Annotated in this window: 15 protein-coding genes and 2 pseudogenes; 11 read left to right on the top strand and 6 right to left on the bottom strand. The window is 60.1% G+C overall.

Features of this window, described 5'->3' with window-relative positions:
- Positions 1 to 37: 37 nt before the first annotated feature.
- Together ACX12D_RS33015 and ACX12D_RS33010 are read right to left on the bottom strand one after the other, a co-directional pair.
- The gene (locus tag ACX12D_RS33015; RefSeq protein WP_459375165.1) at positions 38 to 967 is read right to left on the bottom strand and encodes a beta-keto acid cleavage family enzyme; all 930 of its coding nucleotides are present in this window, start codon (positions 965 to 967) and stop codon (positions 38 to 40) included.
- Positions 964 to 1,518 carry a cupin domain-containing protein gene (locus ACX12D_RS33010; protein WP_459375164.1) on the bottom strand — a complete coding sequence of 185 codons (555 nt, stop codon included), beginning with the start codon at positions 1,516 to 1,518 and terminating at the stop codon, positions 964 to 966. The genes ACX12D_RS33015 and ACX12D_RS33010 overlap by 4 nt, the downstream gene beginning before the upstream one ends.
- 174 nt (positions 1,519 to 1,692) lie before the next feature.
- On the opposite strand from ACX12D_RS33010, the gene ACX12D_RS33005 reads away from it, so the two are divergent.
- Genes ACX12D_RS33005 through ACX12D_RS32995 form a run of 3 tightly spaced genes read left to right on the top strand, consistent with a single transcriptional unit; the run spans position 1,693 to position 4,017 of the window.
- Positions 1,693 to 2,562, top strand: a complete 870-nt coding sequence (locus ACX12D_RS33005; RefSeq protein WP_459375163.1) for an ABC transporter substrate-binding protein — start codon at positions 1,693 to 1,695, stop codon at positions 2,560 to 2,562.
- Complete coding sequence (locus ACX12D_RS33000) at positions 2,559 to 3,557, top strand: fumarylacetoacetate hydrolase family protein (RefSeq protein WP_459375162.1); 999 nt, start codon at positions 2,559 to 2,561, stop codon at positions 3,555 to 3,557. Before ACX12D_RS33005 ends, ACX12D_RS33000 begins: the two co-directional genes overlap by 4 nt.
- Positions 3,550 to 4,017: a PaaI family thioesterase gene (locus tag ACX12D_RS32995; RefSeq protein WP_459375161.1), complete on the top strand. Its 468-nt coding sequence runs from the start codon at positions 3,550 to 3,552 to the stop codon at positions 4,015 to 4,017. The genes ACX12D_RS33000 and ACX12D_RS32995 overlap by 8 nt, the downstream gene beginning before the upstream one ends.
- A gap of 71 nt (positions 4,018 to 4,088) precedes the next feature.
- Here ACX12D_RS32995 and ACX12D_RS32990 read toward each other — a convergent pair whose 3' ends face one another.
- A complete protein-coding gene (locus ACX12D_RS32990) occupies positions 4,089 to 4,751 on the bottom strand; it encodes a FadR/GntR family transcriptional regulator (protein WP_459375160.1) in 663 nt (220 codons plus the stop codon).
- A 391-nt stretch (positions 4,752 to 5,142) separates the two neighbouring features.
- On the opposite strand from ACX12D_RS32990, the gene ACX12D_RS32985 reads away from it, so the two are divergent.
- From ACX12D_RS32985 to ACX12D_RS32975, 3 genes are read left to right on the top strand one after another with little or no spacing between them, the layout of a single operon-like run.
- Positions 5,143 to 6,147: an ornithine cyclodeaminase family protein gene (locus ACX12D_RS32985; protein ID WP_459375159.1), complete on the top strand. Its 1,005-nt coding sequence runs from the start codon at positions 5,143 to 5,145 to the stop codon at positions 6,145 to 6,147.
- Between the two features lie 16 nt (positions 6,148 to 6,163).
- The gene (locus ACX12D_RS32980) at positions 6,164 to 7,174 is read left to right on the top strand and encodes a dihydrodipicolinate synthase family protein (RefSeq protein ID WP_459375158.1); all 1,011 of its coding nucleotides are present in this window, start codon (positions 6,164 to 6,166) and stop codon (positions 7,172 to 7,174) included.
- Positions 7,175 to 7,184: 10 nt separating this feature from the next.
- On the top strand, positions 7,185 to 8,654 hold the full coding sequence (locus ACX12D_RS32975; RefSeq protein WP_459375157.1) for an NAD-dependent succinate-semialdehyde dehydrogenase: 1,470 nt from the start codon (positions 7,185 to 7,187) through the stop codon (positions 8,652 to 8,654).
- A 134-nt stretch (positions 8,655 to 8,788) separates the two neighbouring features.
- Here the strand turns inward: ACX12D_RS32975 and ACX12D_RS32970 are convergent, their stop codons facing one another.
- Both ACX12D_RS32970 and ACX12D_RS32965 read right to left on the bottom strand, forming a co-directional pair.
- Complete coding sequence (locus ACX12D_RS32970) at positions 8,789 to 9,154, bottom strand: group II intron maturase-specific domain-containing protein (RefSeq protein WP_459376597.1); 366 nt, start codon at positions 9,152 to 9,154, stop codon at positions 8,789 to 8,791.
- Positions 9,155 to 9,337: 183 nt separating this feature from the next.
- Positions 9,338 to 10,471, bottom strand: coding sequence for an FAD-dependent monooxygenase (locus ACX12D_RS32965; protein WP_459375156.1), 1,134 nt, complete (start codon positions 10,469 to 10,471; stop codon positions 9,338 to 9,340).
- A 282-nt stretch (positions 10,472 to 10,753) separates the two neighbouring features.
- On the opposite strand from ACX12D_RS32965, the gene ACX12D_RS32960 reads away from it, so the two are divergent.
- The 4 genes and pseudogenes from ACX12D_RS32960 to ACX12D_RS32945 form a co-directional block, all read left to right on the top strand.
- Positions 10,754 to 11,698: a VOC family protein gene (locus tag ACX12D_RS32960; RefSeq protein WP_459375155.1), complete on the top strand. Its 945-nt coding sequence runs from the start codon at positions 10,754 to 10,756 to the stop codon at positions 11,696 to 11,698.
- A 535-nt stretch (positions 11,699 to 12,233) separates the two neighbouring features.
- Entirely contained in the window at positions 12,234 to 13,340 is a 1,107-nt protein-coding gene (locus ACX12D_RS32955; protein ID WP_459375154.1) for an MFS transporter, read from the top strand.
- A 74-nt stretch (positions 13,341 to 13,414) separates the two neighbouring features.
- A pseudogene (locus ACX12D_RS32950) lies at positions 13,415 to 13,687 on the top strand (hypothetical protein); the annotation flags it as partial.
- Between the two features lie 148 nt (positions 13,688 to 13,835).
- Positions 13,836 to 13,901: pseudogene (locus tag ACX12D_RS32945) on the top strand (hypothetical protein); the annotation flags it as partial.
- A gap of 154 nt (positions 13,902 to 14,055) precedes the next feature.
- Here the strand turns inward: ACX12D_RS32945 and ACX12D_RS32940 are convergent.
- Positions 14,056 to 14,691 carry a LysE/ArgO family amino acid transporter gene (locus ACX12D_RS32940; protein ID WP_459375153.1) on the bottom strand — a complete coding sequence of 212 codons (636 nt, stop codon included), beginning with the start codon at positions 14,689 to 14,691 and terminating at the stop codon, positions 14,056 to 14,058.
- A 73-nt stretch (positions 14,692 to 14,764) separates the two neighbouring features.
- On the opposite strand from ACX12D_RS32940, the gene ACX12D_RS32935 reads away from it, so the two are divergent.
- Positions 14,765 to 15,661, top strand: coding sequence for a LysR family transcriptional regulator ArgP (locus tag ACX12D_RS32935; RefSeq protein WP_459376595.1), 897 nt, complete (start codon positions 14,765 to 14,767; stop codon positions 15,659 to 15,661).
- The last annotated feature ends 360 nt before the right edge of the window (positions 15,662 to 16,021 follow it).

Below are 16,021 nucleotides of genomic sequence, written 5' to 3'. Positions count from 1 at the left end.
AGGCGGTGCATGCGCCGCCTTGGCTCTCCCGACTCCCTTAGAAGTTCACATCATTGGGACCTTTCAGTCCCAGCATTTCGCGGACGTCGTCAGGCGCTGCTATCTCCATCCCGAGTTCCTCGAGGATACGCCGGATCTTCCGGACCTGATCTGTATTGGATTGCGCGAGCTGGCCACGGCCGATGTAGAGGCTATCCTCCAACCCGACTCGTACATTCCCGCCCATCAAGCTCGACATCGTTGCGATGGGCATCTGATGCCGCCCCGCGGCCAACACCGACCAGTGGTATGCATCCCCGAACAGTCTGTCGGCGGTCCGCTTCTGATGAAGCAAATCTTCCGCGTGCGCGCCAATGCCACCACGCAAACCAAATACCGATTGAATGAATAGCGGTGGCTTTACCAACCCACGCTCCAGGAAGTACTGCAGCGTGTAGAGGTGCCCGATGTCATAGCATTCGAACTCGAACCGGGTGCCGCCTGTATTTCCGATCTTCTCAAGAATCCATTCGATATCGTCGTACGTGTTGCGGAAGACGAGACCTTTCGTGCCGCGCAGGAACGGCTCCTCCCAATCGTACTTCCACTCGCGCTTGCGCTCTGCCATTTCAGACAGAACGAGGTTCAGAGAACCCATATTGAGCGAACACATCTCCGGGCGCAGCTCCACCCCAGCCTGCGCTCGCTCCTCGATCGGCATGGTGGGACCGCCACCTCCTGTCGAAATGTTGATGACCGCATCAGATGCGTCTTTGATCGCTCCGACGAACTGGCGGAAGATTGCCGGATCCCCGGTGGGACGGCCATTTTCCGGATTCCGCGCGTGCAAATGCACAATGGACGCCCCGGCTTCGATTGCCTCCAGCGATTGAGACGCAATCTGCCCCGGGGTGACAGGCAGATAATCGGACATCGACGGTGTATGAGCGCCACCCGTGACCGCACACGTGATAATGACCTTCTTCATAGCGGCTCCCCTTCTACCAGGTCCAGCAGCACGAACGCCATACGGCACGGCCTGTCGGAGCGGTTAGCCCAACTGTGATTTGTGGCACGCTGGATGAGGACGTCGCCTGCCACCATGAGCTTTTCGCCGTCATCCATCAGTGCCCAGATCTCGCCCTCAAGAACGAAAGCGTAGTCAAGCGATGCCGTCTTATGGAACCAGATGTGGCGTGCATTTTCGTCCTTATCTCGCACACCATTCTTGTCCAGGAACTGGCGCAGCTCATTCTCGTCGTACGTGGCGTCAGGCGGAAAGTCGACGATACGCAGCAGCGAGCCGCCCTTCGAATGAAAGCCGCAGTCGTGCCCAGGAGGCGCCGGCTCCTCGCCAGGCGCCCGCCCCTCTCCCGTGATCCATACCACCTGAGCGATCGGTAGACCCGGTCTCATCACAACATTCGGGGTTGGCCCGTCTGAAATGAAACACGACTTACCTTGTGCGTTCTCGCCCGTCACAATCCGACGCACGGGTTGGGCGTGTTGACGTTGCGACACTGCTTCCATATCCGACATTGAGTTCATCATCAATCCTTTACGAGTCGTATCGTATTGTATGATGGTCGCTCAGATGGATCGCTGTCAACCTCTGGATTTCACGGAGTCGCCACCAAGAGCGTGTATCCTCATCTTGACAAAACGATACGCATCGTCCTTTAATGTGCAGGAGTTCAGAACAAAGAGGATGCGATGGAGACACAAACCTTGCGAGCCATGTGGTTCGTTACGCCGGCGCTTGCAGCCATCGCTGCCGCCATGCCGGCGGCCCAGCAGAGCACATTGCAGGCCATTCGAAACACTTCATCGGACGCTCAGTACGACGCGCTAGTGGCTGGCGAAGTGGACGTCGTTGTCACCGCCATGGACAACGTTCTAGCCTGGAACCAGCGCCCGGGTCCGCGTGACTTCTGCATCGTCGCGCAGATTGAATCAACGACGCCCCTTACGCTCGTGGCTCAACCGAACATCAACCAGATCGGCGCATTGGCCGGCTCCAACATACTCGTCGACTCGCCGGACAATGGTTTTGTGGTCGCCCTCAGAGCGATGCTGAAGGACCATGGGCTGGATGAATCCGACTACCGGCTCACCCCCGTTGGCGGCGTGAAGGAGCGGTTTGATGCGTTACTGGAGCGTCAGGGCGAAGCAACGCTCCTGGGTCCGCCATTCGATTCCGTCGCGGTCACCAAAGGGCTGTCGGCTGTGGCAGCGATTCAGCAGCACTACCCGGTTTTCCCGGGCCAGGGTGTCGTCATTCGCCGCGGCAACAAGGCGGCACGCCCGCATGTCGCGGTCTGGCTGCAAGATATTGAGAAGGCACGTATTGCCCTCGTCCAGAACACCGGGTGGGCCCGCGAGGTGCTGACAACCTCTGGCCTCCCCGAGGCTGCCGCCCAAGCCATGGTTGATGCAGTGCCCACGACGCTGCGCCCGGCCGAAACCGGTGTCGCCCTCTTGATCGCACATCGAAAGTCTCTCGGTCTGCCTGGTTCGCACGAGTCGTATGAAACCATGGTGGACGAGTCTCTGTTGCCAAACTCCTCGCAGGACAACGCATGAAAAATTACGCGCTTGGGACGTTCTCTCATGATCAAGGGCCCCGTTTCGCTGGCGTAGTGGTAAACCAGCGAGTTCTGCCGCTCAGTGAGCTGTCCAGATACAACGCATCGGCAAACGTGTTCGCAGGAAGAAGCGTACTCGGCTTACTGGACGACTGGGACACACTGCTGCCTGTCCTGAATAGCGTCGTCTCCGATCTGCCAGAGACCGCGCCATGGCTGTCGCTAGACAATGTCGAGACATGGGCTCCGGTCGACTTGCCCCGTCAGATCTTCTGTACTGGTGCGAACTATCGCAAGCACGTGGTGGATCTGACCATCGACATGAAAGTGGGTCCGGAAGGCCTAGACGAAGCAGGCTTGCGTGCCTGGGCAGAAAAGATGATGGACGACCGTCTGGCCAACGGCGAACCCTATGTCTTCACCAAGCCGGTTTCGGCCGTATCCGGCCCCTTTGACGACCTGATGCTGCCGCGGACAACCAGCCAACCCGACTGGGAACTAGAACTGGCGGTTGTCATCGGCCGCGGCGGTTACCGCATTCCGTTGGAACGCACTTGGGAACACGTCGCAGGGTTCACGATCGTCAATGACATCTCAGCACGGGATCTGATTGCCCGCACCGACTACAAGATGCTTGGCACCGACTGGCTTCGGTCCAAGGGGCAGCCAGGCTTTCTCCCTATGGGGCCCTACCTGGTACCACGCCACTGCGTGCCCGACCCACATCAGCTCTCCATGCGCCTGACGGTCTCCGGCAAAGTCATGCAAGACGAGACGACGGCAGACATGCTTTTCGGGATCGAGCGTCAGATCGAGTACATTTCCCGGTACACTAGGCTGCTTCCAGGGGACATTATTTGTACTGGTTCCCCTGCAGGCAACGGCACGCACCACAACCGGTTCCTCCAGGAGGGTGACGTCATGGAAGCCAGCATCGAAGGGCTGGGTTCGCAACGCCAACGCTGTGTCGCCCAACGTGACCACGATGCTTGATACCGAGGTGGTCACGGACAATGCGGACCGCGTTCTGATTCACGAACTCATTGCGTCCGCACGACGCAACGTTCCGCTGCGGACCAATCCTGCACTGGACGCACTGCAGACGGTGTTTGCTCATGGCAGCCCAGGCGCCGTCACGCTACGTTTCTCCGCTAGCGTCCATTCCGTCCAGGGAAATGGCGTCATTGCGGGTGGAACGCTCACGTCAATGCTGGACTTTGGCATGGCGTTTGCCGTCCTGTCCAAGCTGCCGCCGGCAAAGACATGCGCCACAATCAGCCTCACTGTAAACATGCAGGCGCCGGCGCGGGTCGGAGACTTTCTGGTTGAAGCGAATGTATCCCGGGTTGGCGGCCGTGTGGCGTTCGTTCGCGCTGAACTCTATGACACCGAAAGGACACGGCTGATCGCGGAGGCTGTCGCGTCTTTCGCGGTCCTCGATGTCCTCGGATAGCCTCGCCCAGCACTTTGGCACACCCTTTGGTCGGCCGCGGCTCCCTTCTGGTGCCGCGGCCAGACGCGTCTTCAGCGCAAACCGAACAGATGCATTCTGACGGACTGCAAATGCTCGCGCATCGCCTGCTCCGCCCGTGAAGGGTTGTGACCGCGAATTGCGTCAGTGATTTGCACATGCTCGCAGTCCGTGGTCGCTTTGGGACTGGACGCTTGACCGAAGACCTCCTCCACCCTGCTGTCCAGGCTTGCCTTTACCTGCGCACGCAGCATGTCATACAGCATCACCAACAGCACATTGTGGGTCGCCTCGGCAATGATCCGATGAAGGCGCTCGTCCAGCCGCTTCCACTGCGGGAATGACACGGTTTCTGCCATCTGAGCAAGACACGCATCCATCTTTGCCACGTCCGCCGGCGTAGCATGAATCGCCGCTTGCGCAGCGAGCTGCGGCTCGAACAGCAAGCGGGCATTCATGATGTCATCGACGCTAATTGAAGTTGCCAGGCTTTGTTCACCTGGCGTGGCTTCTCGCGGCCCCACGAATGTTCCCTTTCCCACGTGCCGCCAAATCACCCCTTCCTCCTCCAGGTGCTTCAACATCGTTCGGAGACGCCCTCTGGACACGCCAAGAAGCTCACTGAGTTTTGGTTCAGGCGGCAAACGCAAATCGTCGCCTTGAGATACCACATGTTCGACGTATTCGCGCAGCCGCGTCACTTCGTCCTCGATCATTGCATTCCTCGTCTTGGATAGCTGCCAGTTGTGCAGAATTGTATCGCCAGCGTCGCAGTGTGCGCCACCACAATCCGACTCAATCAGAGCATTGATGCAATCAATTGTACATTGATGAATCGGCATGACCAAGCCCATCAAGAGGCTCGGCATGGACGCCGCACCGGCAGATTAAGTGCTTTTAACGCCGCAACCCTGCCATTCAACGATCCCAACCACGAGCAGAGTCACCGGTCACCCACCGCGTCCACCTCCCCCACCTGCTTCCCTGAGCAACTCATTTTTCGTATTGACATGCATCAATTTCGCGCTATGATTCACATCAATGCTGAACATATACGTCCCCCATCTTAGGGATGACGCAGCAGTGCTCAACTAAGGAGACAGGCCAATGACAACATCCATTGAAGGCCCCGTATTCGTGTCCAGCGACGCCGCCCGCAGCGTATTTCGTTGGGAAGACGCCATTCGGGCGGTTCAGGCAGCCTATGCAATGCCCATTGCCGCATCGGCAACGCCGCCACGGACGATTGCCACCGCCAATAAGACGTGGCTACGCACCCTTCCTGCGATTCCCACGGGCGGCCGCTACTACGGCGCCAAGCTGATGGGCATGGCCGCTGGAGCGCCGGCCCCCGGCGTGGAGTACGTCATCGTGCTGTTTGACCAGGAGACAAGCCGAATTGCAGCGTTCGTCGATGGCAATCTGGTGACTGGGTTTCGCACGGCTGCAACGTCGGCTGCAGCCCTCGACCGCCTCGCGTCTCCCGGACCAGCCCGCCTGGCAGTACTCGGAAGCGGTCTCGAGGCAACGATGCACACTCGGGCCATCGCCAGTATTCGCCCACTTACCGAGGTCACCGTATTCAGCCCGACTCAAGAACGGCGCGACGCCTTTGCGAACGACGTCTACAAACAACTCGGCATCAAGGCCACGGGCGCGTCCTCCGCACAGGCAGCGGTCGAAGGCGCCGATATTGTCCTGGCTGCAGCCCGCTCACGTGGTGAGCAACCCATCCTGTACGGAGATTGGCTTGCGCCGCATGCCTCGGTGGTGTCCATCGGCTCCACCATCCCGCAGCAACGCGAAATCGATGTGTCTGTCGTTGAACGAAGCGATCTGATTGTTTGCGACACGCTCGAAGAGGTCCTTGAAGAAACCGGCGACATGATTGCAGCCCGAGAAGCGGGCATCGACTTTCATCACAAAGCAATCAGCCTCAGCGACTTGATGCGCGAAACCCGCAGCGATCAAGTGAGGGCAGCGAAGGCCCCCTTATTCAAATCTGTGGGTGGCGGACTCCAGGACATTGTCGTCGCCGGGATGATCCTCGAGAAGGCCCTTCAGGCGGGCCTGGCGATGCCGCTGCCGTTCACTTTTGAAACCAAACACTAAGAGAAAGGAGTTCCAGATGGCTAGCTATAGCAAAAAGGAAGCAAGGGAGTGGGGCCGACAGCATCTCGTCGGCGTTGCTAACGTGACGACGCCCACCATGACCGCTGATTTCAAGCGGATCAACGAAAAGGCAATCCGTCATGATGTGGAGATGAGCATCTCGCACGGATTCGTCGGTTCTCTTGCTTGCTCCGAACTCGCGATTTCGCTCGAACAGTACCGGCAGGTTTGCGAAATCATGGTAGACCAGGCGGCGGGTCGCCTCATCACAATCCATCATGCAGTGTTCAACACACTCGAGGAAAACATTGAGGCAGTGAAACTGGCTGAAGACGCCGGCGCCGAGCTTGTATTGGCGGGCTATCCCCCGTTCTTTCACCCGAAGTCGCTCGACGAAGTGTATGACTACACAAAGGCGTTGTGCGATGCAACCAATCTCGCGGTGATGTTGTTCCCCGTTCCCGCCTGGGGTTTCTCGCGTCTGCATCCGGCGGACATGCCAGTTCCGCTGCTGCGCCGCCTTGTGGACGATTGCCCCAACGTCGCTGCGATCAAGGCCGAGGGTGGCATGCCGTACATCATGTCGGCCATCGAAGTGCATCGGGAGTTCCACAAGGAAGTCGTCATCTCGTCGCCCATCGAATACGAATACGTGCCCCTTGCACAGGTGATCCCAATCCCGTTCTGCGGCACAAACTACTCCGCCTACTACGGCCCCTACCTGCCGCGCATTCACAAGCTGATTCAGGAAGGCAATTTTGATGAGGCTACCCGTCTGTGGTACCAGCTGGATCCGGCCCGTAAAGCGTTCGCCGGTGTGCCAATGGCATCCAGCGGCCTGATTAACCGCACGATCTGGAAGTATCAGTCCTGGCTGCAAGGGTACAACGGCGGTCCCATTCCCCATCCAACCCCACGTATCTACAGTCGCGACATGGCTGCACTCCGACGCGGGCTTGAAGCGGCAGGGCTGAATCCGACCAGCGATCCGGACGAGGCGTTCTTCGTGGGACGCAATCCCGATTGAGGGCATCATCATGAGCGAACCGACCAAACTTCCTTTAAAAGACCCGAGCCTACTTCGCCAGGCCATGCTAATTGATGGCGCCTGGATCCAGGCCGACAGCGGCGAAACCATCGAGATTCGCAACCCTGCGACGGGCGCATTGATTGCACGCGTACCGAATGGGGGCGCTGCCGAGACAAAGCGCGCCATCGCGGCTGCCGAACGTGCCATGCAGGCGTGGCGCAACGCCTTGCCAGCCGAACGCGCCAAGGTTCTGCGTCGTCTCTATGAACTCATGCTCGAGCACATCGATGACCTCGCGACCATCATGACCGCCGAGCAGGGAAAACCTCTCTCGGAATCGCGCGGTGAAATCCTCTACGCAGCAGGATTCATCGAGTGGTTCTCCGAAGAGGCAAAGCGCATCTATGGTGACATCGTTCCGCACAATGTGGCTGGCCGGCGCATCCTTGTCCAGAAAGCGCCAATTGGCGTTTTTGCTGCCATCACGCCCTGGAACTTCCCATCGGCAATGATCACGCGCAAGGCGGGGCCGGGTTGGGCCGTTGGCTGCGCCGGCGTGATCAAACCAGCGAGCCAGACACCACTGTCCGCCCTGGCTCTTGGCGTTCTCGCCGAACGAGCAGGTTTGCCGCCAGGTGTCTGCAATATCGTCACCGGTTCGGCGAGGGCAATCGGGGGGGAACTGACAAGCAGCCCGGTTGTGCGCAAGCTTTCGTTTACCGGCTCCACAGAGGTGGGGGCTCAGCTCCTGGCACAATGCGCACCCACCATAAAGAAGACGAGCATGGAACTCGGCGGGAATGCGCCCTTTATCGTGTTCGACGATGCGGATGTGCATGCCGCCGTGCGCGGCGCACTGATGGCGAAATATCGCAACACAGGCCAAGCGTGTGTTGCGGCTAACCGCTTTCTCGTGCAGTCCGGGATCTACGATGCCTTCGCCCAGAAGTTGGCCGATGAATCGGCACGCCTTCGAGTCGGAGACGGCATGGAAGCCGGCGTCGTGCAGGGCCCGCTCATCAATGAGGAGGCGGTCATTAAGGTGGAAGAGCACATCGCCGACGCAGTGGCCAAAGGGGCTCAGGTGGCAGCGGGCGGCCGGCGCCACCCGCTCGGGGGGACTTTCTTCGAACCCACGGTACTAACTAACGTTCCCCACGAGGCCTTGGTCTTTAGCGAAGAGACGTTCGGGCCAGTGGCTCCGCTCTTCAGGTTTGAGACGGAAGAGGAAGCGATCTCCCTCGCCAACGACACACCGTTCGGCCTGGCTGCCTACGCCTACACCCGAGACATTGGACGGATCTTTCGCGTAGTGGAAGGGTTGGAGTTCGGGATGGTTGGCGTCAATGAGGGACTTATCTCAACGGAGGTTGCCCCCTTCGGAGGTGTGAAGACGTCTGGCCTGGGTAGGGAAGGTTCGAAGTATGGAACCGACGAGTACCTCGAAATCAAGTACGTGGCATTGGGCGGTCTCTAATCGAGAGTGACATCAATGCGGAAAGCGAGGTGTATGGCACATGCATACACCTCGCTTACCAATTCTTGAATACACGAGTCTGCTGAGCTACCGAGATCCCCCTAGCCTCCCGAATCGGCATAGGGAGCGGCCCATCAGGGCTGCATCCCCTGCCACACCTCCCGGCATGCGGGTCCGCACCGGGCGGTTCGAGAGGTTGAGGTCAGGCGAGTCGGGGTAGTCCCAGGCTGTCGAAGTAGGCAGTGGTCCGTATCCGGTGAATCGCCGATAGGCTGCCACCAGCGACGGCTTAACGCCGCCGCCGACTGCGCCACCCGTGGTGGAGCCCCCAGGCGAAGCAGTTCGCGGTAGATCGTCCTGCCCCTGCGCCACTGTTTGAGTTGCAAGGCCCGAAGCCGACGCCTCAACCATTCGTCCAGCGAACGCCAGATTCTGGAGGTTTGCGCCAGTCCGAAGTGAGCTTTCCAACCCATCAGCCAGGGATGCAACTGATCGACCACGGCCTGTAGACTACGTCCGCCGCTGCGGCGCGTCAGTTTCCTGCGCTTCACTTCATTCGCTGTTATCAACTTACGGCGGGACTTGCACCCGCAGGAGTGCGCCCTGCCGGGCGCACCACAAAAAAGGCCCACAGATGCGGGCCACCTACTTCGTTAGGCTCTGTCCAGTTGCGACACTGGACTTCAGAATGGCTGCGCGAGAATGCCGTAACCTTCCATCAGAAGCTCGACGGCACGGGTTCCATCGGCATGCGGGTCTTGCTCTGCCTGGCAAATGGCAAGCGACGTTTCGTAGATGCGTTGGACACGATCGAACCGTCGCGCGCTGTACGCAGCAAGTGCCTCGTCAATATCTGCACGGACTGAAAGCTCTTCGGACAAAACTACCGCATCCTCGATGGCCATCCCGCCACCTGAGGTCAACTGCGGCGTGACGGCATGCGCGGCATCGCCCAATAACGCGACTCGCCCCTTGTACCAGGGCGCCGGCATAAGCAAGATGTCGAAAGGTCGATAGCTGACGTAGCGGCTACCGTCGCAGCGCGCAATCGCTTCGCGAAGCTCTGGCGCCGAGAAGCCCTCCAGGCGTTGCCTGAACATGCCGCTCAGCTCCGCTTCAGGCATGTGCATGTGTTCCTTCGCATTCTCCAGGAAGAAGTAGTAGCACAGCTCTTCTGACAACGGCAGGCAGCCAACTGTTCGACCATCGTTGTGCTTGTACAGTGCAAATCCATCGAATGACGTCAAACGCTCGACGGTAAAGCGCCACGCACCCTGGCCAGCATAGGTGGGCTTGAATTCGTCACCAAATACTTGGGTGCGGGTCTTGGAATAGGTTCCATCGGCTGCGACCAGAAGGTCGCAGCGCCCGGTCTCGCCGCTCGACAACCGGTATGACACGCCGTCCGGGACCTGCTCAAAGTCTTCTACGGTGGTATGGTAGTCGATCTGCACTCCGCCGGCCAAAGCGTGCGACTCCAATACTTCAGCCAGCTTCGGACGCATGACGCCGATGGCGCCAGGTGCATCCGGACGAAAGGTGCGCGGTGGTCGCTGAACTTTTGTCTCGTGCCCTGCTTCGTTGCGCACACTGACGGTATCCCATCCCGTCCCGACTGCGATGCAGGCATCCGCGAGTCCGAGCTTGTCCAGAGCGCGTAGGGAATTCCCAAGGAGGAAGATGCCAGTGCCCTGCTGCTCACACCTTCGGCTCGCCTCGATCACTCGCACTTGCATCCCCGCTTGCGCCAGGCCATGTGCAAGTGTCATACCGCCGATGCCACCGCCAACTACCAACACACTGTATTGAGATTTCACATTGTCTCCATGTTTTCTATTCGCCCCGAGAAGCGCCGATGGCGTCCTCAAGGCCTGGCTGTTCCCGCGCCTCGCAGCAGCGCCACATCCATGACGTAGATACCTATAATATACGCCGCGTATCGTTTTTATGATCAGGGTTTCCACCCATGATTGGCAAGCAAAATCGGAGCAGGTACCGTCTTGATTGCGTCGGTCTTCGGTCGTATTATGATACTTCACGTATCGGTATTGTTAGGCACCGGTATCATGTGACCAAATCTACCCACAGGACATGAAGCGATGAAGATTCTTGGACCAGACACTCTCGTATTCGGCGTCGAAGACGTCGCGAGCTGCACGCAGTTTCTGACTGACTATGGGCTGACGCCTACGGGCGACGGACGATTCGAAGCATTGGATGGCACCGGCGTCCTCATTGCTTCAAAGGATGACCCTTCGCTGCCCTCGTGGCCGTTCGAGACGGCCAACCAATTGCGCAAGACGGTGTATGGCGTCCAGGACCAAGCCACGCTGGAAGCCATCGCGACGGAACTGAGCCGTGACCGCGAAGTAAAGCCGCTCCCAGATGGCTCCATCGAGTCCGTCGATGACGTCGGCTTTGCTCTCGGTTTTCAGGTGACTGTGCGCCGGCCGCTGGATTTGCCAGCGGAAGCCGTCAATGCACCTGGCGATTCGCGACGCGGCGTCAACGTGCCCGGCGCGCCGGCGGACAAGGGCTCGCCCGCGCCTCGGCCACGGTCACTGTCGCACGTCGTTTACTTCGTCCCCGACGCCGAGAAGGCGGAGGCGTTTTATGTCAATCGCCTCGGCTTTCGCATCAGTGATCGCTTCATCAACATGGGGCCGTTTCTCCGCCCCGCCGGTACGCTGGACCACCATACCCTCTTCTTGATTCAGACTCCCGCTGTCATGCAAGGGTGTGATCATTTCACTTTTCATATGGGAGGCCCCTCCGAAGTCCTTCAGGCAGGTTACGCGTTCGCTGAAAAGGGCTACGAAACGTTCTGGGGTCCGGGCCGACACCGCTTCGGTTCCAATTATTTCTGGTACTTCAACTCGCCAATGGGCTGCCACATCGAGTACGACGCGGACATGGACCAACACGACGACTCATGGGTACCGCGGGTGGCTCCGGCAGTTGCAGACAACGCTCAGGTCTATCTCTTCAACCGACGCGAAATCTGGGCACCTGGCGGCCCGCCCCCCGCAAAGGTGCCCCTGTAAGCCTTCATACGGTTTCGATGACCGGCCAGCGGCCGCAACGCGTGCCGGTTGCAGCCACTTCTCCCACCTTGCTGCGGAAGTAGGCATCTTCGCCAGAAGACCGTTCGGCAAATCGCGTCGCACTACCGCAGCAGGTCTCCGACATTTGGGGTATATGGCGGACGTCCCGACTAACGCCACCTTCTGAGTGAAGCTGATCCGATCTCCACCGCTTCCTACTCAAGGCGCGGCGCCACAACCCTCCAAAGCACGCTCACGACGCGTACGTGCCTGACCGTTCCAGCTTCGGCCACTAAGCATTTGCCGTTCATGCATCTGGCGACGGTCTAACGTCCCCCTCCCGCATAGCACTGCCTCAACACACCCGGCTCGCTACACCGGGTTTCACCCAATACGTAGTTTGCGACAGCCATCTATCATTAGATTTAATTACGAAACACAACGTTTCGTATTATTTTGGATGGAGGCAACGGTGAATAGATCTGCTGATAGTCTGGGTGGCCGCGCAGCGCTCGTAGTGGGACATTGTGCTGGAATGATAGACATTGTTGCCCTGCCGGTATGGGTGGGGATCGTCCTGATCGGACAATATGGGCTTGACCCCCAAGGCGCTGGCACATTGGCCACACTCTTTCTTGGCGCAGTGGTAGCCAGTAGTCTGTTCTTCTCACCTCGCATCAGGAGCATGCGCGGCACGGTAGCCGCACCTGTCGGCTTCGCGATTGCGGCCGCAGGCTTCCTCGCGTTGTCCACAACGAGAGACTACGGCGCAATGGTTGCGCTGCATCTGCTATGTGGACTGGCGGTCGGCTGCAGCCTTTCATTCACGCATTCAACAATCGGGGCGAGCGCCAATCCGCATCGCCTCATCGCGGTAGGATTCACCGCTCTTAGCGTCGTTTCGCTGGGCTTTCTGGGCGGTGTGCCACGCTTGGTAAACGCCACGGGCGGCGCATCGCTGTTCCTCGTTCTGGCCGCCATCATGCTTGTCGCAGCTCTAGTCGCAGCCTTGGGTTTTCCGACTCAGCGCGGTTCAGGCTCACACGGAGGCGGCTTCGCCGTGCATGCCCCTCTAACGCGTGGGGTGTGGTTCGCCATGGTTGGCACGAGCTTCATGACGATGAACAACGCGATGATGCTCAGCTTTCTCGAACCGGTTGGCGCCGCGCGCGGCTTCGGTCAGGGGCAGGTCATGGCGGTACTGCTTGCTGTCGGCCTCGTGAATCTCTTTCCGGGCATGCTCGCCGCCATCTTCGAAAGCCGTATCTCTGCTCGGGCCGTGATGCTTACCGGCCCTGTTCTGCAGGGCGCGCTAGGCGTACTGCTGACGCATTCGACCCTGTTTCCCGCATATGCAGTCGCCGGTGCACTTTGCCCGGCGGTGCTGATCTTTGCCCACACCTTTGTGTTCGCCTTCCTGGCGCGCAATGATCCGTCGACACGGGCAGTAGCAGCGACACCGGTGATGGCCATGGCGGGATCAGCGCTTGGACCCATTGTTGGCGGCGTCGCGGCACAACATTTGGGGTACGAGAGCATCGGCATGGTGGCTGCCGCTGCCGCTGCCCTGGGGACAGTATGCTTCTGGCAAGCTTGGCGCAGCACGCCGGCCACGCTGCCTACCACCACGCCGGCAGTGTGATCTCTTCACGCTCGACCATTTATCCTGACCGCTGAATTCTGAAGCCTAGGAGTCCCCTTCCCCACCGGAGAACTATGCTGCAGTACAAATGCGATGACGTTGCGGCTCAGTGTTTGCAGCTTAACATCTCGCAGTCGGAGGCCTTTAGGCCGGAGAACTTCAAGCCACTGGCGCGCAACCCTTCGCCTGCAGCTACCGGCTACGGCTCCGAGACTTGCGTTGCACCAGTCGGTGCCGCAGCAGGCGAGTGGTTCGAGGAAGTCGAGGAAGCGTGTTCCACCCAGACCTGCTCGAGCCGCGGTTCGCCCACGGCGCCGAAAAGTGTCGCAGGTCTTCGGATAAGAGGATGGAAATGCGGCGCATGCGGAACGGTCCACAACCGCGACGTCAACGCCGCCAAGAACATCCTCGCCCGCGGACGCGCGGGTCTGGCAGCAGGAATCCCTGTCCTTCCCGCGCTCAGCGCCGCAGCCGTGGACCGAGGGCAGGGAGGCAATGCTGCGGAAGGCGTTGTCCCTGATTGGCGAAGCCAGCCGCCAGGGCGCCCAGTCGATCGCGTTTCCCGAGTCGTTCAATCCCGGCTTTCCCGTCTGGGCCGCTCTGTGGTCGCCCATCTACAACCATGACTGGTTGCGTAACGCTCTCAAGCGAGCCACGACGGATGGCTTTGTCGGAAATCAGTGCAAAGAAGCGCTCGACGGAAGTCCACGACAGCTCAGAGTCCTTTGAGGGCGTGACGCACCAGCAGAGCCGACAGGACGAACATGGTCGTACCGATAAGACCATCCAGCACCTGCCAGGCCCTCGGTCGGGCGAACCACGGCGCCAGCCAGCGCGCGCCAAAGCCCAGAAGCCCGAACCAGAACAGGCTAGCTGAACTCGCTCCCGCCACGAACCAGCCCCGTAGCGCTGCTGGTTGCTGGGCACCGATGCTGCCCACCAGCAGCACAGTATCCAAGTAGACATGGGGGTTCAGCAGCGTGAAAGCCGCCGCCTGCGCCAATGCGGCACCCCGGCTGAGACCCTTCCCACCGTCAGATGCTTTCAACTGGTGAGCATGCCGCGCACGGCGCAGTGCCTGCCATCCATATACCGCCAGGAAGACGGCACCGGCCAGTGCCAGGACACGCGCGAGGCCGGGGCGCTCCCCCAGTGCCTGGGCCATGCCCATGACACCCGCTGCAATCAGCAACGCGTCCGCCATGGCGCACAACAGCACCACGCTGCCCACATGCTCACGACGCAGGCCCTGGCGCAGTACGAATGCATTCTGTGCGCCGATGGCCACGATGAGCCCCAGGCTCAGGGCCAGGCCTTGGAGGGAAACAGATAAGGCAAGCGAAGTATTCATGCATCCAGCTTGCCTGCATTGGCGGATGAAGACAAACTACCTTTTCTTCATTCAATTTAGCCAAACTTATCTGATGCTTGACTACTCCGCCCTATCCGCATTGGCTGCCGTGGTTCGGGAGGGCAGCTTCGAGCGTGCAGCCCGCGCTCTCCATGTGACGCCGTCGGCAATTTCGCAGCGCGTTCGGGTGCTGGAGGAGCGCGTAGGCTGCGCGCTGGTGGTGCGCGATCAGCCCTGCCGGGCCACGGAGACGGGCCGCCGGCTTTGCCAACACATTGACCGTGTGCGGCTGCTCGAGCAGGAATTGCAAGGGGCTCTGCCGGCGCTTGCCCCGGAGGGCATGGCACGGGTAGCGCTGCCCATTGCGGTGAATGCCGACAGCCTGGCCACCTGGGTAGCGCCGGCCATCGCCGCCTTCGCTGCAGAAAGTCCCGTGCTGATGGAGGTGGCCGTGGATGACCAGGACCACACTACGGAGTGGCTGCGCAGCGGCGCGGTGCTCGCCGCCGTAACGGCCACAGCCCGTCCTGCCGCTGGCTGCAACAGCCATCCGCTGGGCTCCATGCGCTACCTGGCGGCCGCCAGCCCGGCTTTCAGCCAACGCCATTTCGGCGATGGAGTGGGCGCTGGCAGCCTGGCGCTGGCGCCCAGCCTAGTGTTCAACACCAAAGACGAGTTGCAGGCGCGGTGGGTGCGGCGTTTGTGCCATCGGCACGTGGAGCTTCCCCGGCACACGCTGCCTTCGTCCCACGCCTTCGTGACCGCGGCATTGGCTGGCATGGGCTGGGGCTTGCATCCGGAGGCACTGATCGCCCCTCATCTCGAGGACGGTTCGCTCGTCGAGTTGGTGCCGAACACCCCGCTTGATGTACCGCTTCACTGGCAACACGTACGTGCGGCGTCAGGATTGCTCGAAGGTTTGAATCGCGAAGTTCTCGCCGCCGCCCGCGCCGCGCTGTTACCGCCCTGAGTTGCGTCGGGTCAAACGCGCGTTGTCTGAATGGGATATATGCCCGCTTTTGGCTGAACTCGTCCGAATTGCAGGCGCGGGCTGTCTTGGAGCGCAGTCAAGCGGACTAGCCAGCGCCACTCGACGACGAAATTGCACTCATCCGAGCTGAACAGGGCTGAGCGCAGTCGTGGCGGGAAACCGTGGACGGCTTCATAAGGAAGAGCCTGAACCGCCTGCCAGAATTGAGCAACGTGAAGAATTGTGCACCTCTGCAGACACTCCCAATGGACACAGAGCATCATTTTGGTCCATCACGTCGGTAGGTGCCCCGACTCTTGGCCTGCGCTCACGCATTTCCACGCGCCGGTGCTTTTGCTG

The organism is Cupriavidus sp. PET2-C1, from assembly GCF_054515855.1.
This window is presented reverse-complemented; position numbering and strand designations above follow the sequence as displayed.